We start from the raw sequence: 22,118 nt of genomic DNA on the forward strand, positions 1-22,118 counted from the left end.
AGCATTTGCGTGTCTTTGATATGCTACATGATGGTTTTTTCGGATGCACCCGTAAAACGCATATTGGCGAACGGTGAAAATTCATTCTTAGTTGTACCGATGATTAAGGGAATAATCTTTGATAATGCCAAAGCCTTTTTTGTGCCTAATTGATAAGGTAGATTTGTACTATTGCGACTAGGTGCCCAATTAAGGCCAAATTCGATGACATGTTTCCCTTCTGATTTCATTTTTCCTGCTACCACCTTTAATGCTTTGCTGCTCGCATCTGCCAATACTTCGAACGGAATATTTTAATGCTATCTACAGAATTTGCGTCTAGGCCAAGTATGTTCAAGGTCTCTTTAGCAATAGCTTGGGTAGCATCTTTCTCCAACAGGGCACTTCTGAAAGAACCGCTTTGATTGATGGCTTTATGGAACAATCCTTTTGCTTTCGGCATCACCATAAGGGTGTTCACTTTCACGCTCCCGCCAGATTGGCCGAAAATGGTCACTTTGTTCTTCACCTATTCCAAGGCCTTAACCATATCTAAAATACTATTATTGGCAGAATGTTGGTACTTGTCACCGTAAGCCGATAGGTCTAGAAAACCTAGAACATTTAAACGGTGATTAATGGAAACGATCACTACATCACCCTTTTTAGCTAAATTTTCACCCTCATAGGAAGTACGTTCATGACAGGAGCCAGTAGTGAATCCACCACCATGAATCCAGAATAGTACGAGTCTCTTTTTGTTATCGGATACATTCGGTGTCCAAACATGGAGGCTCAAACAATCTTCATTGGGAAAGCCCCAATAATGGTCGAAGACAAATTCAGATTCATCATGAATCGATATTGTCGGAGTAATCACTGGAGAAACAGGACCATACATAGTGGTGCTTTTTACACCGTCCCATGTTGTCGGATTTTCTGCCACTTCAGAACGCTTTGCCTCTGCGTACTGAATTACCCTTGTAGGTGTGTATGTCGTTATAGATGTAACCACCTAACGGGCCATTTTCCGTTTCGATTACAGGAACCTGTATTCCTGTAAGGACCGCATCTTGCCCAGAAATTGGAACGCTCAAAGTGATAACGGCCAGTACGGTCATTAGTTGAAAACAATATTTTATGTATGGTATATTAAACGGGTAACCGACTATTTAAAGCCTATTTCTTTAAGTCCCTCATGACTGATTTTAATAGCTTCCAAAGGCTTTAAACCATCAAAGGTCTTATCCTGTTCTACCATGTAATACTTCATACCAGATAATATTTTGTTGTCCAAAATGTTTTTGAAGTTAATTGAGCCTTGACCTACAGGAGCAAATCTACCTTGCTCGTCCATATCCTTAACATGCCAGATTTTGAAACGTCCTGGGTATTTGTTGAAATATGCAATTGGGTTGGCTTCTGCTTTGGTTACCCAGTATAAATCCATTTGAAAGTTCACATATTTTGGATCAAGATTTTCCAGTAGGTAATCTATCGGAACAATGCCATCTGTATTCTTTTTAAATTCAAAATCGTGGTTGTGGTAGAGCAATTTCAAACCCGCTTTTTTAGCTTTATGACCCAGTGTGTTCAATATTTTGGCCAAATCTTCTACAGAACCGTCCATGCCCATACCCTCTTTATTGACTTCGAACATACCCATTGGTGGCACAGGAATTACAAAATACTTGAATCCGGCAGTTTTTACATCAGCCATCATTTGGTCTGCATTTTCTAAGGTAACCGAACCTTGGTGGGTACTGATAGGTTTAAGCCCCATGGACTTAAGTGTTTTTTTGAATTCTACCGGAGTCATGTTGTAAAATTTCCCGTCCTGATAACCTGCAGCTTCAATATTCTTATATCCTGCATCGGCAACGGCTTGTAGGGTGGCTTTCGCATTTGTACCCATATCATCTCTTACGGTATAAAGAGCAAGACCACCAAGTTTAGTTTGTGCATAAGTCATTACAGAACCACACATAAATGCGGTTAGTACGAAACATTTTAAAAGGGTTTTCATTATCGAGTTTTTCATTGTTATTGATTTAAGTGTTGCTATTATTCTATTGTAAATTTATTTAAAACTATATAAGTAAGGAGCTTTGTGTGCTTTGCCTTGAAATAATTTTTCATGTCGTTCTAAAATATCAAGAGACAACATTTTTCTTTGAAAGGTGGTTCGTCTTAATTGCTGGTCTAAAACGGACTCAAAAACCAATTGTAATTGTTTCATCGTGAATTTTGAGGGTAAAAGGTTCATGCCAATTAATTTTTCACTCAAATTGCTACGAAGAACCTCCAAGGCTTTTTCTGCGATTTTATTATGATCCATCATAAGCTTTGGCAATTCATCAATGGAATACCAGCCTATACTATCTGATAGATGATCCGGTTTGGGAGTAACCTCTTCATAATTAATCAAGGCATAGTAACCAACAGTAAGAAACCGTTCCAACATCCAGCGGTTCTCTTTGGTATCATCATTATTAGCGACCAACATACGTTTCATATGCTCAGGGTCTGCTCTGTTCACTTCGCCAAATATGTAAAATTGATCTAAGAATACATTATCTAAGCCCGTACGATCCTTGACGCCTTGCTTTACGGCATCATCTAAACTTTGGTTTTCCTCAACAAAGCCACCAGGCAAGGCAAAAAGGCCCGTGTTCTGATATTCTAAAATAAGGATTTTAAGCAGGTTGCCATTGAAACCAAAGATGACGCAATCAAAGGAAAGGTTGGGTATGAAATTTTTATGTTCTGAACCTTTCATTAGTCGATTGGAGAAATTTTAAATGCCTTTTTCAAATAAAGCATAAATAACAATGCAATCAAAGGATTATTGTCGTAAAATGAGACAATAGGTAAAAAGTACTGATGTTGAATAGACACCTATTCAACATCAGTACTTTGATTAAAGATTTTTATACTAGAAACTGCTATGACCTTTTTTAGGTTACCTCATTGTAATAGAATAAGGCGAGGAGCTTAATTAAGGCTGAGGTCTAGACTTGGTCATTTCCTTTGAAGTACCAAATATTCATACTCTCCATGGTATCGCGAACCACACAATTATTTGTTAAAGTTCCTGCCAAAATAAATCCGTGTTTACTATACGTTATATTCAACCCGTATGAAGTTGCCCTAACCATGGCGTATACTGTTTTACAGCCTGAAGTTTTCATTTGTTCTTTAATATCCTGAACAAGAAAATAAGAGAGGTTTTGCCCGCGATAGTCTGGGTGCGTCACAAAATCTACTATTTCCATATTTGATTCATCTTCATGCATAGCTAAAATAGCAGAAACCAGCAGTTCTCCATTTTCAAAGAGCCCATAAAATTCATGGTTTAATTCTTTGAGCATGGAAAAATGAGCTTTATCCTTTATTTGATTAGGGTGGTATTTATATGCTTTTTTGTGTAAGTCCTCTAACTGTTCAAAATCACGTTCAGAAAGTTTTTCGATGGAGAGATTCACTGGCAATTCAAAATGAGAATCCGTACTAGGCTTATTTGCAGCAAGTGCTATGGTTTTGACCGTAGCGATTGTTTTCAGACTCTTTTCATCATTAGTATGCCGCTCTTTATTGATATAGTCTGCAAGAAAGTAGCCATCTATAGTGCCATTATAAAGACCGGGAATTTTGGCTTCTACCATAAAACCGTTCGACTTTAATACACCCATCGACCCTTCGGGTGCCTTGCTAAGAATTTTTTCATATTTATTCTCCTTTGCAAGGTCTTTCATTTTTGGAAGTAGCATGCCTAAATCAACCTTATTTGCTTCAGAGAAATAAATACGATTATGCATATTACCATGATATACCAAAGCACCATCTATGGTTTCTATTTTTTCTAACATTCATTAGGATTTAGCTTTATGTAACTGAAAATTTTATTCACGAATTTGGCCATCACCAAACACATAATATTTGTTGGTGACCAATTGCTTTAGACCGAGAGGGCCGCGGTGGTGAAGTTTATCGGTACTAATCGCTAATTCTGCCCCTACACCCATTTGGCCGCCATCTGTAAAACGGGTAGATGCATTTTGGTACACAGCCGCACAATCTACTTCTTCCATAAATTGTAATGCTGATTCTTTATTAGAGGTCATAATGGTAGCAGAATGCCCACCAGAATTGGTATTGATTTTTTCAATAGCCTCGCTAAGGGAATCCACAGCGCCTAAACAACATTTCATTGCAAGAAATTCTTCTTTCCAAACTGAGGCATCTTCAATAAGATTGGCCCCTTCAATTAAATTGTTTACATCTGCATCAACTAAAGTTTCTACACCTTTCACCTTCAATAACTTATAAAGGTCTTTTAGTTTTTCCTCGTAATTTTCAATATGGGAGCTGATGAGGATTTTGTCCAATGCATTACAAGCTGATATTTTAGCTGTTTTTGCATTGAGAATTACTTTTACGCTTTTCTCCCAGTCGGCATCTTCATCTACATATAGAAAATTGTTACCACGACCACTTACAAGTACAGCGCAAGTGGCATGTTGCTTTACAAAGTTAATTAGTCGCTCACCACCTCTTGGCACAATAAGATCCAATTTTTCGGGCGGATTTTTCAAAAATGCTTGAGTTTCTTCACGATTCAAGGTTAATTGTTGAATGTACTCTTTTGATAATCCGTTTTCCTCCAAGGCGTTATGCCAAAGTTCAATAAGAATTGTATTGCTATGCAATGCTTCTTTACCTCCTTTTAAAAGTATCTTATTATTCGCCTTGAATGCTAAAACGGCGGCTTCAATAGTTACATCTGGCCTAGATTCATAAATAATCACGATGGTACCAAAGGGTGCGGTTTTATTGTTGATTTCAAGACCGTTGTCTAAAGATATTGTGGAGATGGTTTTGCTAACGGGATCCTCTTGCGACCTCACTTCTTGTATAGAAGCAATCATCCCATCAATCTTACTGTCCGTTACAATTAACCGGTCATACATGGCTTGATCTTCCAATTTAAAAAGATCTAAATCCTTCTTATTGGCATCAAGAATCGACTTTCGATTTTCATCCAAAATGCGTTCCATGCTATGTAATACGTTGTTCTTTAGTTCTGTAGATAGTAATTTCATTATACTTCTTCTTTATCTTCCAAGGTCACTTTTGTGCCCACGTTTTTTCCTTCTATAATATCAATTAATGTACCCTCTCTTTTACCGTTAGCGATATAGGTAGGAATATTACTGGCTGCTGCCTGTTGGGCATAATCTAATTTAGAACCCATGCCTCCTCGTCCTTCACCGGCTTTCTTATCGCTATCCTTAATAAATTCATCTAGGTTTTCCTCAGGATTTACATGCTGAATAAGATCACTACTGTCTGAATTTGGATGCCCGGTATAAAGTCCGTCGATATCCGTAAGAATGATTAGTTTATCGGCGTCGATGAGTGTAGCAATTAAACATGCTAGTTCATCATTGTCGGAAAACATGCTCATAGTTACCGATACAGCATCATCTTCATTAGCGATAGGAATAACGCCTTCAGATAAAAGACCTTCTACACAATCAATCATGTTCTTTCTGTGTATCCCAGGCGTAAAATCTCTTTTGGTTGGGAGCACTTGCGCACATTTCATACCATAATCATTGAAAATATTATAGTAGTGACGCATCATACGAGGTTGCCCAATGGCAGAATATACCTGTCTGCGCTGTGTGTCGTCTTTAATATTCGATATTCCTAAAACCTCTTTTCCCGCTATTACAGAACCAGAGGATACAAGTACGGTAATAATGTCTCGTTCATAGAGTTCGGCAATCTGTTGCACCAAATTACGCAATACCGGTCTCACGATTCGGTTGTCTTTGTTGGTCATTACATTAGTGCCAACTTTAACGACAATTTTCTGTTTATACATTTACCTTTTCTTTACCAAGTTCAACTGCACGTTCAAAGGCTGCAAAAGCCGCTTCTTTTATTAATTCTCCTACATTATTGTTTTCCATTGAATCCAAAGCTGCACGAGTAGTACCGCCTTTACTGGCGACCATGTCCATCCAAGAATTTGGAGATAATTCATTCTGATTGAAAAGTTCGATTGCACCCGTGAATGTCTGTGCTACTAAAACCTTAGATACATTTGGTGAAAAGCCCATTTTCATAGCGGCCTCCATCATGCTTTGCATAAAGTAAAAAACGTACGCCGGTCCACTTCCAGAAATTCCTGTGGAGGCATCAATGAAATTTTCATCGCTTACTAATACAGATTTTCCTGTAGTATCCAAAAGACTCTCTACTGTTAAAAGCTCAATTCTTGTGACTTCTTCAGAAGCTACAAAAGAGGTTAGTCCTCTACCAATTGAAGCAGGTAGGTTAGGCATAGCCCTTACGATTTTGGTAAGACCAGTAAGGTTTTTTATACTTTCCATAGTGACTCCCGCCATAATAGATATTATAATCTGCCCAGGTTTTACCAAAGGATTCAATTTGAGAAATACACTCTCAGCATGATAAGGTTTTACGGCAATGAATATAATATCTGCCTGTGGAGCACATTTATTCAAATCGTCAAATGCATCAAATTGCGGATTTTCCCTCAGCGCTTCCAATTTTTCCTCTGAGGTGTCCAGCACCATGATATTTCTTTTCTTAAGTAATTTTGATTTAGACATGCCTTCTGCATACGTCAACCCCATATTTCCAGCTCCTATTACTAATATCTTCATGAATTCGAATTATTTTATTGATTGTATTTGTTTGTGTTCGTGTTTAAATAAATAGCATCTTTTCAATAGCGTTGTTTTTCCGACCATAATACGTTTGCGTATAGGTGTGTAATTCTTTGATAGGTATTCCTAAAAAGTATTTTGTAATCGAAGTGACCTTTGAGTTTTTAAGTTCGGTTCTTGTTCGATATAATTCTTTGGTAACGCTTTGTCTTTTGATATAAATAAATTTCATGTTGTAGTATTTTTCCTAGTAAAGTAACATATACTAAGCCAAGTCCTAATATGATGTGTTAAGCTTATGTTATAATAATTTAAAAAGGATACGTTTGTTGGTCTTAATAGCGTAATGACTTGAGAAATTAGATGTGACCTATAAATACGCTCGTAATACTTCTGTGTTGGATTTACGACGTAATGCTCTAAGACCTTTATCTTTTATTTGTCTGACACGTTCTCTAGTGACATCGAATACTTCCCCGATTTCTATGAGACTCATTGGGGGTTGGTTTCCAAGGCCAAAGAATAGTCGTAAGACATCGCCTTGTCTTTCAGAAATTTTATTTAACGCTTGGTCAATATCCATTTCTAACGATTCGCTCATTACTTCTTTGTCTGGGCTATCGAGTTTTTTGGACTCTAAGACATTATATAAGGAGGAGGATTCACCCTCTTTAAAAGGAGCATCTAAAGAAACATGTTTTACAGAGGTTTTAATGGAACTTTTCACTTTAGAAACACTTATGTCTAGTTCAGATGCGATTTCTGTAGGGCTAGGTGCTCTTTGATAGGTTTGTTCCAAAGAAGAATAAACCTGATAAATTTTAGAATTTACAGCTATTTTATTTTGTGGTAATCGTATGACCCTAGATTTTTTTGAAAGCGCCTGTAGAATAGATTGTCTAATCCACCACACTGCATAAGAGATAAATTTAAATCCTCTTGTCTCATCGAAACGCTTAGCTGCTTTGACTAAGCCGAAATTGCCTTCATTAATTAAATCGGTAAGACGTAATCCTCTATTTTGATATTGCTTAGCTGCTGATACAACAAATCTCAAATTAGCACTAACCAGTTTATCAAGCGCCTTTTGATCACCCTCACGAATTCTTTTAGCCAGTTCTACTTCCTCATCTGCAGTAATCAAATCTATTTTGCTTATTTCTTGAAAATATTTTTCTAAGGATTTTGCATCGCGGTTGGTAATTTGTTTCGTGATTTTCAGTTGTCGCATAGAATACTTTTGGATTAATAGATAAAATAGCATTTTTAAGTTAAAATGCAAGGAAATTACTCGTTTTATGATTTATTTGACTATTTTAAAGGGTTTTTTGATATTTTTTGTTTGAAATTGTGATTTTTTCGAAAATATAAATAGCTGGTAATTAATTGTAATGGATGTTAATGCAAGGCCCTATGCATTACAATATATTTTTATACGCTATTTTAAGAACTAATCAAGTAGTAGTGATTTATCTAAACGAGAAGTAATTTAAAAAAGGGGATAGCGTCGCTATCCCCTTTTTTAAATTGTTATAAAATCTAATCTTTATAGGCTGATAACATCCATACCAATTTTTCTTGCTGAACGATATAATCACTCATTAAAGAGACTGTACCTTCATCATTTGCTTCTGCTGCAATGGTGACAATGGCCCTTTCTTTTTTTAGAAGTATAGATAAGTTGTCAAGAATACAACTAACTGCCGTATCGCCGTCAACTACATTTTCTGTGGCTTTGATTTCTGAATGGTCTAAGTATTTTGAAAAGGTATGAATAGGAGTGCCACTTAAGGTTAAAACGCGTTCTGCGATTTCATCGACCTTTACTAAGGCATCATTATAAAGTTCTTCAAATTTTAGATGTAATTCAAAAAAGTTTTTCCCTGTTATATTCCAATGAAACCCTCTAAGGTTCATGTAAAATAGTTGATAGTTGGATAGCAAGTCATTTAAATGATTAGCGATTTCCGTGGTACTTTCCTTATTTAATCCAATTTTGGATAAGTTTGAATTTTTCATATACTATTTATTTAAAATTAGTTACTTTTTCGCTGAGGTCGAAAACCTTAGCTTCTTTGATTGTTTTTGAAATTATACTAGAACCAGCCGCACTTCTATAACCGCCTGCACAATGAACGACAATAGGCTTGTCTGTGGGAATATCCTTTATGGAATTTCTAAGTTCGTTCAATGGTATGTTAATGGCATTTTTGAAAATCTTTCCTTCTTGCACCTCACTTCTATTTCTAATATCCACAATGGTGTAGGCCTCTGTGTTGTCTTTAAAAGTTTTGAAATCAAAATCATCAGAATGTTCTATGTGTGTGTTTGCTAAAGTTACGACTGCTTCTATCTGAGTTTCGTAACCAATTTTTGCGATTCGTTCAAGAATTTCTTGCCTTCTAGAAATACTGTCTATGACTAGGTAGTAAGGTTCGTTTGGCTCAATGATAGATCCCAACCACGTTTCTATTTTGTCATCTTCGTTTCGTGCCATAATATTGATGGCATTGGCAACATGATTATTTTTGAAATCACTTTCATCCCTTGTATCTATTACAACACATTTTTTTTCTAAGGAAGCTACTGTCATGAGAAAAGGTATTTCAGCGATACTACTTTCGAAAGGGTTTGCCCCTTTTTTATTTAGGTCCACATCAAATCCAAAATAAGAGGGAATAAACGGTTGGTCTGCTAGAATATGATTTACAAAATCCTCTTCCGCCAATTTCTTAAAGGCCCAATTACCCATCCGCTCGTTACCCAATGTACTGGATGAATCAGAGCTCATGTTTTTGCCACAAAGTGACCCTGCCCCATGTGCAGGGTACACTATAGTTTCATCTGGTAGATGATTGAATTTAGTTTGAACTGTATCGAACATAGCTTTTGCAAGTTCTTCGCGTTTTGCTTTCATGTTACCCACTTTCTCTCGTAAATCGGGCCTACCGACATCACCAATGAATAAAGTGTCACCAGTAAACATAGCTTGTTTTGATGCGTTGTCCTTGGCTACAATGGTAATCCCGTCAGGGGAATGCCCAGGAGTATTTATAGCAGCGAAGGTAATGTCATTTATCATCACGGTATCACCGTCATCAAAAGATTTATGAGGGTAATCTGCACCTACCAGCTTACTAGTATATAAAATTGCACCTGTTTCTTTGTGAATCTGTAAATGACCACTAACAAAATCTGCATGAGGGTGCGTCTCAAAAACAGCAACAATTTCAGCATTGTTTTCCTCTGCAAACTTATAATATGGTTTTGGATCTCTCGATGGATCAACGAGCGCCATTTTAGTGCCGCTTAATATGGCGTAAGAATAATGGGCTAGTGGTTTGTCTTGAAATTGCTTTATAATCATACTATGGTTTTATTAGGAATAAAAATTTATAGAACCCGTCCCAAACCGAATGCTTAGGGACGAATACTGAAAATTTAAATAGATTTTTTTGCAAGATACCAATCCACTTTTTCAAGTGAATTGTCTGCTAATCTCGCATTGAGCTCATCTAATGTCTTAGGTGGTGAAACAATGACCTTATCTCCCCGTTTCCAATCTAAAGGCATAGAAACTTTGTACTTATCCGAAGTTTGTAAAGCGTCTAGCGCACGAAGTATCTCATCCATATTTCTACCAACATTTAATGGATAGTACATCACCAAACGAATTTTTTTCTTCGGGTCAATAAAGAATACTGCTCTTACCGCCGCTGTCTCACTTTCATTAGGTTGTAGCATACCATACAATTTAGAGACTTTCATATCAATGTCGGCAATGATTGGAAAGTCGAAATAAACGCCGGTATTCTCCCGTACATTTTGTACCCAACCCAAGTGGGCGTGAACGCTATCGATACTTAAACCCAATAATTCAGTATTTAGGGAATCAAATTCTTTTTTACGCGTGGCGAAACCACTCATTTCAGTTGTACATACAGGGGTGAAATCGGCAGGGTGAGAAAACAGTAGAATCCATTTGTCTTTGGCGAAATCAGACATTTTAATTTTTCCTTTGGTAGTAACAGCTTCGAAATCTGGAGCAATATCTCCAATTCTTGGCATTGAAATTATTTGTTCTGGTGCTAGATTTTCGTTATTCATTATATTGTTTTATTCTATTATTTTGAATATTTCTATAAAATTAAACTATCATTTGAGTATGGTCGGTAACAATGGTTACGTAAAAATTAGTTTAACAGTTTTTAACACACATTTGTGTTGATTTATGATTGAAAATAGTTCGATTGTTTAGCAGAACCCATTTCCTATAGTATCATACTCGAACTTTATGACGATAATAGCTCATGGTATAATCATTCAAATAGTAGGATTTAAGTTTGATTAATTATCTAGCTCTATTCTTTATATTGGGTCATCTAATCTTATAATTAAAAATGAATTCATTCCTCTTTAGATATTTTTTGGATATTGTATTTTTGATATTAGGAAAAAAATAAAATTTTCATGAAATTTAAAACCATTCTTACCTCCTTAGTTTTTAGTATCACCAGTGTGCTTTTAGCGCAAGAAATCGATTTTTCGACCATAAAAAATCTAAATATTCGAAATGTAGGTCCTGCGAATATGAGTGGTCGTATTACAGCCATCGATGTGGTAACGGCGAATCCTAAAATCATGTATGTGGGTGCCGCCTCTGGCGGTGTGTGGAAGTCGGAAAATGGTGGTTCTGCATGGAAACCGATATTCGATGAGCAGCCTACACAAAATATTGGTTCACTCGCCATACAACAAAGTGAACCAGATGTGATTTGGGTGGGTACCGGAGAAGGGAACCCTAGAAACTCTATGAATTTGGGAATGGGAATTTTCAAAAGTACCGATGGTGGTGTCACGTGGAAATATATGGGATTGGAAGCTACTAAAACCATTCACAGAATAAGCATCGACCCTACAGACCCTAACATTATATATGCAGGCGCCATGGGTGACCCTTTTACGGCGAATGAACATAGAGGTCTCTATAAGACTATCGATGGTGGCCTGCATTGGAAAAAGATTTTGTATACCAATACCAAATCTGGAATTGCTGATTTGGTGATAGATCCAACAAATCCTAAAAAGCTTTTCGCTGCTTTATATGAACATGAACGTACACCTTATTATTTTACTTCTGGCGGTGAAGGATCAGGACTATATGTTTCAACCGATGCTGGAAAAAATTGGAAAAAACTAGGGGAGGCAGCAGGCTTGCCATCTGGTAATTTGGGACGGATAGGTTTTGCTATTGCACCTTCTGAACCAACTAGAATTTATGCTAAAGTTGAAGCTATGAAGAATGCAATCTACCGTAGTGATGACGGTGGCGCAAATTGGAAAATGATTAATAACAATCCTAAATTTGCCAATAACAGGCCCTTTTATTTTCAAGATTTAGCCGTAGATTCAGAAGATGCGGATCGAGTGTATAATATTTACCAACCATTATCTGTGAGTTATGATGGTGGATCTACTTTTGATACAATCCCGATGATTCCTGCCGATGAAACAAAAGGTATTCATGCAGATTTTCATGCTTTTTGGGTAAACCCTAGAGATGCAGAACATTTTATTATCGGTGGCGATGGCGGATTAGGCATTACCTATGATCATGGAAAAAGTTGGTATTTTCCAGAGACGATACCGGTAGCCCAATTTTATCACGTCGGTGTTGATAATGATACGCCCTACAATGTATACGGTGGTATGCAAGATAATGGGAATTGGTCTGGTCCAGCCTATACTTGGAAAAGGGGAGGTATTCGCACCTTATATTGGCAGTATTTAGTGGGCGGTGATGGATTTGATATTTCTCCGGATTTGGATAATTCACGCTTTGGTTATGGTTCCTCACAAAATGGAGACTTGTATCGATATGATAAATTAACAGGTTATTATGTGAGTATAAAACCACCTGCGCCAGATTTAAAAACCTCTTTGCGTTTTAACTGGAATGCAGCTTTTGCAAGAAACCCGATTGATGATAATTCGGCGTTTTACGGGTCACAATTCGTGCATGTGACGAATGACAAAGGCGCTTCTTGGAAAATTATATCACCCGATTTAACCACCAATAATTCAGAACATCAAAAACCGGATTATGGCGGATTAACCCTAGATGTATCTGGTGCAGAACGCTACAATTCTATTTTAACCATCGCACCGAGCTCTATTGATGCTAACGTTATTTGGGTAGGTACAGATGATGGTCAGGTGCAATTAACCACAGATGGTGGTGTCAAATGGAAAAATGTCACCGAGAAAGTAAAAGGGATGCCCAAAGAGGGGTGGATAGCCGAAATAGAAGCATCACGATATAATGTTAGTACAGCATGGATGGTTGTGAACAACTATAGAAAAGGTGATTATGAGCCCTATCTTTTTAAAACTACTGATTTTGGAAAAACTTGGACTAGATTGGTGAATGGAGTTAATATAAAAGGGTATGCCTTAAGTATTATTCAAGATCCGGTGGAACCTAATTTAGTGTTTTTAGGTACGGAAAATGGATTATGGATAAGTATAGACGAAGGCATTACTTGGTCTCAGTTTAAAAATGGTTTCCCCTCAGTATCAACGATGGATTTAAAAATTCAAGAACCTGAATCTGCTTTGATTGTTGGAACTTTTGGAAGAGCTATATGGGTGCTAGATGATTTACTGTCCTTAAGAGAAATTGCTGCGAATCGATTAAAATCTGAACTAACGGCACTGCCTATGAATGATGCTGTACAGGTAAAAGGATTGTTCATTAATCCACCAGGAAATATTTGGACAGGGTTTCATACCACCTTTGAAGGTGGGAATAAAGTCTTTCAAAAAACAAAAATCCCTTTTTATTTATCGCAAGAACCTAAGGCCCAAACAAGTGCTACCGCGATTATTTATGACCATAAAAATAGATTAATCAATACGATTGAAACTAAGGAGTTGACCAAGGGTTTGAATTATATGATTTGGAAGCTAGATGAAAAGGCTACTTCATTGCCGGGCGCATGGCAAGATGATTTCTCTAGAGATATACCAGTGTTGCCAGGGGAATATACCATTGTGGTGCAGCAAGGTTCATCTAAGGATACCACTATGGTAACCATTATACCGGATCCAAGGTTTGAATTGGAACCTATTGTGGATGCTGAATTATATGAATTTAATAAAAAGCTAGACCATCAAATAGCGCTATTCATAAATCAATTAAAGGATATTGATAGAAAAAAGAAACAGGTAGAAGCACTGACTAAACAGCTCAATGAAAAACCTAATCAGACCAATAAGGCATTAAAAGAACAGGTTAAAAATATGTTGGGAGAATTAGCAGCCCTTCGGGCAAAGGGACAAACCCCTAAACCTGAAAGGCAAGTAGGAGCTTGGCAGTCTTTTGAAACATCGCCCTATTCTAAAATTAAAGAGGCGCTTAGTATTGGTGCTGCACAAGTAAATGTACCTTCAAAACAAAACAAACAAGTACTTGAACACGTAAACTTGCTCGTGTCTAATTTTTCAAAAATGACTACTGATTTTATGAATACCAAATGGGCATCATTTGAAACTGCCGTTGAAAATAGCAGCTTTAAATGGAGTAAGGAGTAATCTAGGATTGGACTATAGTATAATAGCTTCGGCCTCAATTTCAACTTTATAACCTTCGCCCACCAATTTAGCTTCAACTAGGGTATTTGCCGGATTGATTCCTTTAAATCGCTCACCATGAGTGCGGGCTACAAGTTCCCAATCGTCAAGTTGATGAACAAAAATACGGGTACGGACAATATCTGCCAGAGTACCACCAAAAGAGGTGATGACCCCTTCGATTTTGTCGATAATGAAATGAGTCTGTGCTACAGGATCATCACCCCCAATCATTTCGCTACCATGGGTAGCCGTAGTACCAGAGATATGTATGGTATTACCGATTTTTACGGCCCTACAATACCCTGCAAAATCTTCCCATGCTGTACCGCTAAAAATCTGTTCTCTGTTTGGCCCTGTTTTTACGGGTGTGAACGCTTTTGGTATGGTTTCTAAATGATCACTGAGGTCACCCGAAGCGGTCAAAAAAGGTGGCTTTCTATACTCATCGCCACAATCTCCTGGAATCGCGGCTAACTTTTGCTGGGCATTTTTAATTGCCATGATATCTTCTGAATCTAGTTTAATATCAAGCATTCGTCTGTTGTCATTGATATGCTCACTTTCACCCAATCTAGCACCAACGATAACTGCAGCAACTGCAGGGTGTTCTAAAATGAACCTACTGGCAACATTCGCTATGGAAGCATCGTGTTTATCGGCAATCTTTTTAACCGTTAGCAATAGGCTTTGGTACGGAGCCCATCCGCCAGCAGTATCTATAAATCGTTTGTATTTCATTTGTGACCACGTGGTCAATTCTTCATTGGTCGGTTCTGGTTTACCCAGCCATCTATCTGTTAAAAAGCCACCGGCCAAGGTTCCGAAGGTCAATAACTTTACATTGTATTGTTTGCAAACAGCTGCCATTTGTCCGTTAGCACGTTGGTCTATTAAAGAATGACAGATTTGATTGCTTACTATGGGAATACCACTGGCAAGCGCGATACGCAAATGAGCAGCATCAAAATTGGTTACACCTATGTGCTTTATCAGTCCTTCTTCCTGTAATTCCTTGAGGTAGAAAAGTCCATCAAGCCAACTTGCATCTGGGTAATACCACGCATGAAATTGTAATAGATCTATGCTCGGTTGTTGTATTCTGGCCAAAGCTGTCTGAATGGCTTCTCGCACATCGGTTCTACTTATTTTACCGGGTTTAGGAACCCATTTGGTAAACAATTGTACGTGGTCTTTATTCTCTAGACTATTTTTAAAGGTTCCCGCAATTATTTCACTAGACCCATAATGATCGGCCATATCAAAAGAGGTAAGACCAGCTTCTAAGTAAGGTGCCATAAATTTAGAGGTTGCGACTGGGTCTAACGTATTGCCATTTCGTTCCATATCGGCAATTTGCCACAAGCCAGTGATAACTCTAGAAATCTCAAATCCTTTTGCCAATTCAATTTTTGTCTGCATCTTTTATTCTTCAGGAAGTTTTAAAAATAATTCTTTCAAGTGGGCATTCTTTTTCTTTAACCTTCTCCAATTGAAACCAAATATGATACTCGCCAACGCCATGACGATAAGCCATATAGGTGTGGAGTGAAAATACCAAGCGGTTGTTTGGGATGTTAAATCTTTATAGGTATGAATACCTAAAAAAGCGGATAGTGTCAGTATGCCAAGCCATCCTATCCATAATTGTAAGGTCCTATTTTTCAATACTGAAATAGATGCAGCTAGCGTAGGGTTGACCTTGGTAATCGCCACCAAAGTAATACACATTAATAGAAAGTTGACCATCATAGAGGTAACCATAATATCTATACCTAAAAAGAAATCTCCGGCATAATGAGACCCTAAAACACCTAGGCTTGCCATACTTCCGGCAACAACTAATGCTATATGTGGTGTGTTGTTTTTTTGATGAATCCGAGAAATCGATTTTGGAAAAATTCCATCTTTTGCCCAGGCGAACATTAACCGTGATACCGATAAAAGCATGGCTGGTAAATCATTGATCAGTGCAATGGCGGCACCTGCTAAAATTGCGATTCCCAATCCAGAGGGTAGCACATAGCTAAGTAGTCCTGGGGCAGAAATATCTTTGGTCATAGCTTCTTCGGCCACAAAACTCCAAGGAACGATATGGTAAACTGCCGAGGCAAATAAAAAGTAAAATAAGCCTACCCCAACGATGGCTAAAAGTATGGCTTTTGGAAGTGTTTTTGTTGGATTTTTAGCTTCTCCACCCGCCTGGGCAATCGAATCGAAGCCAATAAAACTTGAAAAAAGCAGAGCGGCTGCTGATAAAAATATCCGCCAGTCAAAATTTATGTTTGTGATGGGATCAAAAGTGCGTCCCGTTTTTTCTTGAAGTCCGATTAAAAAATCAGATGAGTCATACATCAAACCAGCAGCTATGACAATTCCGCCTAGGGCGAACATCAAAAACATCATGGGGAGTAAAATGCGTTCATAGCTTTTTATCCCGCGGATATTAACAGCTACAAAAGTCCAAATTAATGATAAAGCAATTGATACTCTTATCCATCCTACTTCGAGACTTTTAGAGATATTCTCCCACCCTAAGCTTAGGGTGACATCACGAATAAAAGGTACCGTGACATAGGCGATTACACCAATAACAATAGATAAGCCAAACCATTGGGAGAAGCTGGCCACAAACCCTAAATAAGGGTTAAGACCCCTACTGGCATAAATATAGCTACCACCGGCGCGAGGCATAGCCGAGGCTAAAATACCATAAGCCAAAGCAGCAAATAATGCAGGGATTGCCGCAAAGGCGAATGCAGGTAATACGTACGGCCCTATACCCGGTACGTTGCGCTGAATCATAAAAGGAACTACATTAATAGAAGCACCTAACATGGAACAGACACCTGTGGCAGTAAGGGCGAGAAGCCCCATCTGACGGGTTAATTTTTCAGGATTCGGTTGGGCCATTTATTCGTGGTTTATAAATGAAACGACTATTCTTGACCAAGATAGTATTTAACCCCAGTCATTTCCCATCGGCCCAAAGAAATAGGAATATTGCCAATAGCATTTAGTTTGTCAAAAAAGGCACGCATCTCAAAAGGCTCGTCTTTTGACTCTTTTATTCTAGCGTATTCTGCCAAGGTATTTTCAAGCAGGTATTTTCCGGTAATATAACTAGTTCCGTAACCAGGTTGTCTAAGATAGAGGTGCTGTTCAAAAAGCAATAAGTCTTTTTCTGTTTTCATCCAACCCCTCGGCGTATATTCTGAATGTATACTACCTGCCTCCTCAGAGGTCATTTCGTTAGCTTGTGCATACAAAGAACCTAGGCCTCTTGCCGCACGTTGGGCAATCATAATATAAACGATTTCTCTTGAGCGAGGCTGATCATCATATAGTCCGGCATCCATAAACATTTCTTCAACTGCGGTTGCGGTACCCTCATTTCTTGAGTCGAATATATTATATAACAAAGCACCTCTTCTTATTTCACTTGGGTTCGGTTCATTATCCATTCGTGCCAATTCAAACCAATGGTAAAAATGTGAATATAATGGACGTTGATCATAATGCGCAGTTATCCAAAAAAAGTTTCTTTTCTCTTTAGGAACAAAGGCACCTAAATGTTCATTGAGGGCGGGTTCAAAATAATCTTTCACCGTTACCATTTCATTTTGGTCTAGAAAATCGAGAAGGCTTTTTGCAGCAGCTTTCGCACGGGTATTATATTCTTCTGGACTACTGGCAGAAGTTAATTGTGGTAAGTTTCGATTTCTATGCTCTTCTAATTTTAATGCCGCCCACGCTCTGGTAAGTTCTCGTTTTAAAAGCATGACCTCATCTTCCCAAGTCATTGGAACCAAATGAACATTTTGCAAATACCAAGTGTAATTTTCCTTGCCAATACCAGACGGACCAGTTTTGGAAGGTGCTTTTGCTTGTAGCCAATCGACCAAACTATTTGTAGATTGAACAGCTTCGTTAATAGCAGATACTAATTTTCTGTTTTTAGTTATCCCTGGAAGATTTTTCATGTCCTCTAGGTTTTTACTTTGCGTTTGAATATCACGTATACCGGCTACCCAAAGGTCTTTGGCATTACCGGTAAGATTAATTTTAGCCTGTTCATTTATGGCAGGAATCACCTTTAGCTCAGCAAGTAGTTTCTTCTCGCCGTCATTGTCCAGTGGAAATTCATAAGTCCATAAATCTAACACCCCGTGATGGGTTGGACCTTCGTGTGCTGGCACATCACTACGGTCAGTCCATAATGTGGTGTAAAACGCAGGATCTCTCACCCAAGATTTTAGAACCCGTTGATTAAAATCATAACCGTTCATTTCTGCATTTACGATGTGCCAATCCACTTTATTTGGAATTGACCATGCGGTCGTATCTATATTTTGAAGTTTTTGTTGTAGAATTTTGAAAGTAGGAGCTCTTTTGTTAAAAGTTTCTTGAGTATAATCTGGTGCACCATCACGCAGAGGTGGATTTTCAAACGATCGCCATTCTTTAAAAAGAGCAACCAAATAATCATATCCTTGATTGTCTTGGGAAAGAACATGTTTAGGAGTGATTAAAAAAAGGAAGAATAGACAATAAAAAAAGGTTTTTGAAATGGACTTGTTTTTCATTTTTAAAGGTTGGGATTGGTATATCAATGCAAAATAAGAATAGTGACTCAATCAACCATAGTTTATTTTAATTGTCGACGGAAATTGAAGCAATTTAGACATCGCTCGCTAGTTGGAAGTAAATAGAAATCTGTTAAAAACAAAAAAGCCATTTTTAGAAAGGAGCTTTGAAGGCAGTAATTTTATTTTCATAAAAAAATTTTCAATCAAATACTTAAAGATTTGTATTATTATATGAGTCGGAAATAGGTCTGAAAATTAATTATCATCTATGTGGGAGTATTTAATGCTCGGGAAAATAATTGTTTTATTAGGACAATTAATAGTTTATTGAAGAAACTAAATTAATAAATATAACTAGAATAATAATGAAGATAAGGACATTAGTAGAAGATAGTATATATCCTTATTCTTAACATTGGACCGTAAAAAAGCATAAGATCTTTTCATTTGGGTCTTTACTGTATTTATGGATATTCCATTTGATTCAGCAATTTCGGAATAACTCTGACCATGAACGACAAAGGAAATAAAAATCTCTTTTCTACATTTAGGAAGTTGATTTAAAAGATTAAAAATTTTATCATATCTATTGGGATTATCCAATGTTTTTTGAACAACAAACACAGGTTCGTTTAAATTTTGCGCCAATGATTTTTCTTTGATAGCTTTCTTTATTGCTATAAAGCTTAAGTTTTTAACCGCTTTTACAGCATATGCTTGAAAAGAGGTGTTTATGGAAATTATTTTCCGTCTCTGCCAATAGGAGATGAAGAAATCCTGTACCACGTCGCTCGCCGCATCTTCGTCCCGTAATATAGAGAGGGACACTAAACACAATAATGCATAATGTTCTTTAAATAGTTTTTCAAAAGGAACATGCTTTATTGGAGACTTCTCTTTCATACGATCAAGCAAAATTTTCATTTTGGGTAATGGCTGTCAGACTATATTGTAAGCCTAGCATTATTACCCCTATCAGGCGATAAATTCTATTTTACACTAAAATTATTTGTAGCCAACATTTAAGAATTCGTTGAATTATTGGTTGTTAAATGTAACCAATGTTTTTTTAACACAAAAATTTTAAATAATTGTCACCCTAATCATTAATTTTTACAACTCTATATTAAGAATATCATTTTTAATCTTCAAAAATCTCGTAAATCATTAAAATGAATTTTTCAATTTCTATTGATATCCAACTAACCTTACTACAGAAGGTATTTAGCAATATTGAATAACCATAAGAAATACTTCAAACCGGACTGAGTTACAAAACGGGTAAAATGAGGAAGAATATAGTGTCATAAAACAATTATTCTATTTGAATTCAAAGAGTATTATTTCAACAATCACTTTTAAAATCTATTTATTATGAAACAGTTTTTATTCTCTACATTATTAATACTTCCAATTTTAGTGACCGCTCAAATGATTGGGGGGCCTGATCGAACACCAGGTGAAGGCGAAGGCCCCTATGATCGACTTATTATACGTGGTGTAACTATGATTGACGGAACTGGAGGGCCTGCAAGAGGGCCTGTAGATATCGTAGTAGAAAAGAATAAAATAGTTGATGTTGTGTCTGTTGGTATCCCGAAAATTGAGATTGACAAAACGAAACGTCCTAAGATAGGGAATGGTAAAACCAAAGAAATTGATGCAAAAGGCAAATTTATTATGCCGGGCATTATTGATCTTCATGTGCATACAGGAGGTGATCCAAAAGCACCTGAAGCAGAATATGTGTATAAATTATGGCTTGCTCATGGTATAACTACCGTTCGGGGAGTGCCGACTGGAGATTTAGAGTGGTCTCTTACCGAACGTGAAAGAAGCGCAAAGAATCAAATTGTTGCGCCGAGAATCATTTCTTTCCACCGCCCTGGTAGTGGAAAAGAGTGGAAAGGGCGTAAGATTCTTACCCCACAAGATGCCAAAGAATGGGTTCAATATGCAAAGAAAAAAGGAGTAGATGGTTTGAAGGTAGGGTCTTACCGTCCTGAAATAATGAAAGCTTTATTAGATGAGGCGAACAGTTTAGGCCTTGGTAGTACAGCTCATCTTGCACAAAGTGGTGTAGCACAGATGAATGCTTTAGACGCAGCAAGATTAGGTTTAACCAGTATGACTCATTTTTATGGTTTATTCGAAGCTATGTATGATAATCATGACATACAACCTTTTCCTTTAGATATTAATTATGGTGATGAACAAGATCGCTTTGGCCAAGTAGCACGTCAATGGAATATGGTAACGCCAGGTAGCGAAAAATGGAATGCTTTGTTGGATGAGTTTTTAGCTTTAGATTTCTATATCAACCCTACCATGACTATTTATTCGGCTGGTAGAGATGTTATGGCTGCACGTAATGCAGACTGGATGTCCAAATACGCTTTACCTACACAGTTAGATTTTTATGCACCAAGTCGTTTAAGTCATGGCGCTTATTGGTTCGATTGGACTACAGAAGATGAAGTAGCTTGGAGAAATTTTTATCACGTGTGGATGCAGTTCCTGAACGAATACAAAAATAGAGGAGGAAAAGTAACGGTAGGCTCTGATTCAGGTTTTATTTATAATTTGTATGGTTTTGGTACCGTAAATGAGCTTGAAATGCTTCAGGAAGCCGGCTTCCATCCGCTTGAAGTTATCCGTGCGGCTACTTTGCATAGTGCAGAAGAGATATTCAAGCCTTTGAAAAGACCTATTGAATATGGAGTTATACGTGAAGGTTTATTAGCTGACATGATCATTCTTGACGAAAATCCGATTCAGAACATGAAAGTGCTTTATGGTACAGGCGCTGTTAGATTAAATGATGAAACCGGAAAACCAGAACGAGTTGGTGGTGTTGAATACACCATAAAAGATGGAATTGTATATGATGCTAAAAAATTATTACAAGATGTAGAAAATATGGTCAAAAAACAAAAAGAAGAAAGAGGTGGAAGTAAATAAGCTAACCTAAAATATTGCCCTTAAAGTCTATGATAATTTAGATTTTAAGGGTAGTATTAATTTGGAGAATTTTTCTTTACAAATTGATTTGTCTTTATAACCAATACCTTATCTTTAGATTAACATGCGAAAAGGATAAATCTTACTTATGTTTAGATATATTATTCAATTAAGAAAAATAAATATCTTTAAATTTTGCTTTAGCCAACGTTCTTTTTAACGCATAATTCAAAATTTCAATTTGCACATTCTTTTG

19 protein-coding genes and 1 pseudogene are annotated in these 22,118 nt (G+C 37.2%); 2 read left to right on the top strand and 18 right to left on the bottom strand.

All coding sequences use genetic code 11. The annotated features are described in order from the left end of the window. Positions 1–23: 23 nt before the first annotated feature. The 14 genes and pseudogenes from ES765_RS22185 to ES765_RS01295 all read right to left on the bottom strand — a co-directional run bounded on the left by ES765_RS22185 (position 24) and on the right by ES765_RS01295 (position 10,787). A complete protein-coding gene (locus ES765_RS22185) occupies positions 24–245 on the bottom strand; it encodes a hypothetical protein (protein WP_249356174.1) in 222 nt (73 codons plus the stop codon). A gap of 2 nt (positions 246–247) precedes the next feature. After that, positions 248–994 (bottom strand): annotated as a pseudogene (locus ES765_RS22190) (carboxylesterase family protein). Then, positions 927–1,100, bottom strand: a complete 174-nt coding sequence (locus ES765_RS22195) for a hypothetical protein (protein ID WP_249356176.1) — start codon at positions 1,098–1,100, stop codon at positions 927–929. Before ES765_RS22195 ends, ES765_RS22190 begins: the two are co-directional and overlap by 68 nt. 47 nt (positions 1,101–1,147) lie before the next feature. After that, positions 1,148–2,020, bottom strand: coding sequence for a sugar phosphate isomerase/epimerase family protein (locus ES765_RS01245; protein ID WP_138110770.1), 873 nt, complete (start codon positions 2,018–2,020; stop codon positions 1,148–1,150). A gap of 39 nt (positions 2,021–2,059) precedes the next feature. Continuing rightward, entirely contained in the window at positions 2,060–2,758 is a 699-nt protein-coding gene (locus ES765_RS01250; protein WP_138110771.1) for an NUDIX hydrolase, read from the bottom strand. 232 nt (positions 2,759–2,990) lie between these two features. Continuing rightward, complete coding sequence (locus ES765_RS01255; protein WP_138110772.1) at positions 2,991–3,848, bottom strand: GNAT family N-acetyltransferase; 858 nt, start codon at positions 3,846–3,848, stop codon at positions 2,991–2,993. A gap of 33 nt (positions 3,849–3,881) precedes the next feature. Beyond that, positions 3,882–5,081, bottom strand: a complete 1,200-nt coding sequence (locus tag ES765_RS01260) for a glutamate-5-semialdehyde dehydrogenase (protein WP_138110773.1) — start codon at positions 5,079–5,081, stop codon at positions 3,882–3,884. Further along, a complete protein-coding gene (gene proB / locus ES765_RS01265; RefSeq protein WP_138110774.1) occupies positions 5,081–5,869 on the bottom strand; it encodes a glutamate 5-kinase in 789 nt (262 codons plus the stop codon). The genes ES765_RS01260 and proB overlap by 1 nt, the downstream gene beginning before the upstream one ends. Beyond that, the gene (proC, locus tag ES765_RS01270) at positions 5,862–6,677 is read right to left on the bottom strand and encodes a pyrroline-5-carboxylate reductase (protein WP_138110775.1); all 816 of its coding nucleotides are present in this window, start codon (positions 6,675–6,677) and stop codon (positions 5,862–5,864) included. Before proC ends, proB begins: the two co-directional genes overlap by 8 nt. Before the next feature lie 43 nt (positions 6,678–6,720). Next, a complete protein-coding gene (locus ES765_RS01275) occupies positions 6,721–6,912 on the bottom strand; it encodes a hypothetical protein (RefSeq protein ID WP_138110776.1) in 192 nt (63 codons plus the stop codon). A 138-nt stretch (positions 6,913–7,050) separates the two neighbouring features. After that, positions 7,051–7,911, bottom strand: a complete 861-nt coding sequence (locus ES765_RS01280) for an RNA polymerase sigma factor RpoD/SigA (protein ID WP_138110777.1) — start codon at positions 7,909–7,911, stop codon at positions 7,051–7,053. A gap of 308 nt (positions 7,912–8,219) precedes the next feature. After that, on the bottom strand, positions 8,220–8,699 hold the full coding sequence (locus tag ES765_RS01285) for a Dps family protein (RefSeq protein ID WP_138110778.1): 480 nt from the start codon (positions 8,697–8,699) through the stop codon (positions 8,220–8,222). A 7-nt stretch (positions 8,700–8,706) separates the two neighbouring features. Further along, positions 8,707–10,047 carry an MBL fold metallo-hydrolase gene (locus tag ES765_RS01290; RefSeq protein ID WP_138110779.1) on the bottom strand — a complete coding sequence of 447 codons (1,341 nt, stop codon included), beginning with the start codon at positions 10,045–10,047 and terminating at the stop codon, positions 8,707–8,709. A 74-nt stretch (positions 10,048–10,121) separates the two neighbouring features. Further along, positions 10,122–10,787 carry a peroxiredoxin gene (locus tag ES765_RS01295; RefSeq protein WP_138110780.1) on the bottom strand — a complete coding sequence of 222 codons (666 nt, stop codon included), beginning with the start codon at positions 10,785–10,787 and terminating at the stop codon, positions 10,122–10,124. A gap of 363 nt (positions 10,788–11,150) precedes the next feature. On the opposite strand from ES765_RS01295, the gene ES765_RS01300 reads away from it, so the two are divergent. Continuing rightward, positions 11,151–14,273 carry a WD40/YVTN/BNR-like repeat-containing protein gene (locus tag ES765_RS01300; RefSeq protein ID WP_138110781.1) on the top strand — a complete coding sequence of 1,041 codons (3,123 nt, stop codon included), beginning with the start codon at positions 11,151–11,153 and terminating at the stop codon, positions 14,271–14,273. Positions 14,274–14,285: 12 nt separating this feature from the next. Here ES765_RS01300 and ES765_RS01305 read toward each other — a convergent pair whose 3' ends face one another. The 4 genes from ES765_RS01305 to ES765_RS01320 form a co-directional block, all read right to left on the bottom strand. Further along, positions 14,286–15,734 carry an aldo/keto reductase gene (locus ES765_RS01305; RefSeq protein ID WP_138110782.1) on the bottom strand — a complete coding sequence of 483 codons (1,449 nt, stop codon included), beginning with the start codon at positions 15,732–15,734 and terminating at the stop codon, positions 14,286–14,288. Between the two features lie 3 nt (positions 15,735–15,737). Next, entirely contained in the window at positions 15,738–17,225 is a 1,488-nt protein-coding gene (locus tag ES765_RS01310) for an APC family permease (RefSeq protein WP_138110783.1), read from the bottom strand. A 26-nt stretch (positions 17,226–17,251) separates the two neighbouring features. Next, complete coding sequence (locus ES765_RS01315) at positions 17,252–18,898, bottom strand: hypothetical protein (RefSeq protein WP_249356178.1); 1,647 nt, start codon at positions 18,896–18,898, stop codon at positions 17,252–17,254. A gap of 357 nt (positions 18,899–19,255) precedes the next feature. Further along, positions 19,256–19,804: a sigma-70 family RNA polymerase sigma factor gene (locus ES765_RS01320; RefSeq protein ID WP_171017200.1), complete on the bottom strand. Its 549-nt coding sequence runs from the start codon at positions 19,802–19,804 to the stop codon at positions 19,256–19,258. 471 nt (positions 19,805–20,275) lie between these two features. Between ES765_RS01320 and ES765_RS01325 the strand changes: the two genes are divergently transcribed. After that, complete coding sequence (locus tag ES765_RS01325; RefSeq protein ID WP_138110785.1) at positions 20,276–21,862, top strand: amidohydrolase family protein; 1,587 nt, start codon at positions 20,276–20,278, stop codon at positions 21,860–21,862. Positions 21,863–22,118 lie beyond the last annotated feature (256 nt).

It is taken from the genome of Maribacter sp. ACAM166 (assembly GCF_005771495.1).
In the GTDB taxonomy this organism is placed as follows: domain Bacteria; phylum Bacteroidota; class Bacteroidia; order Flavobacteriales; family Flavobacteriaceae; genus Maribacter.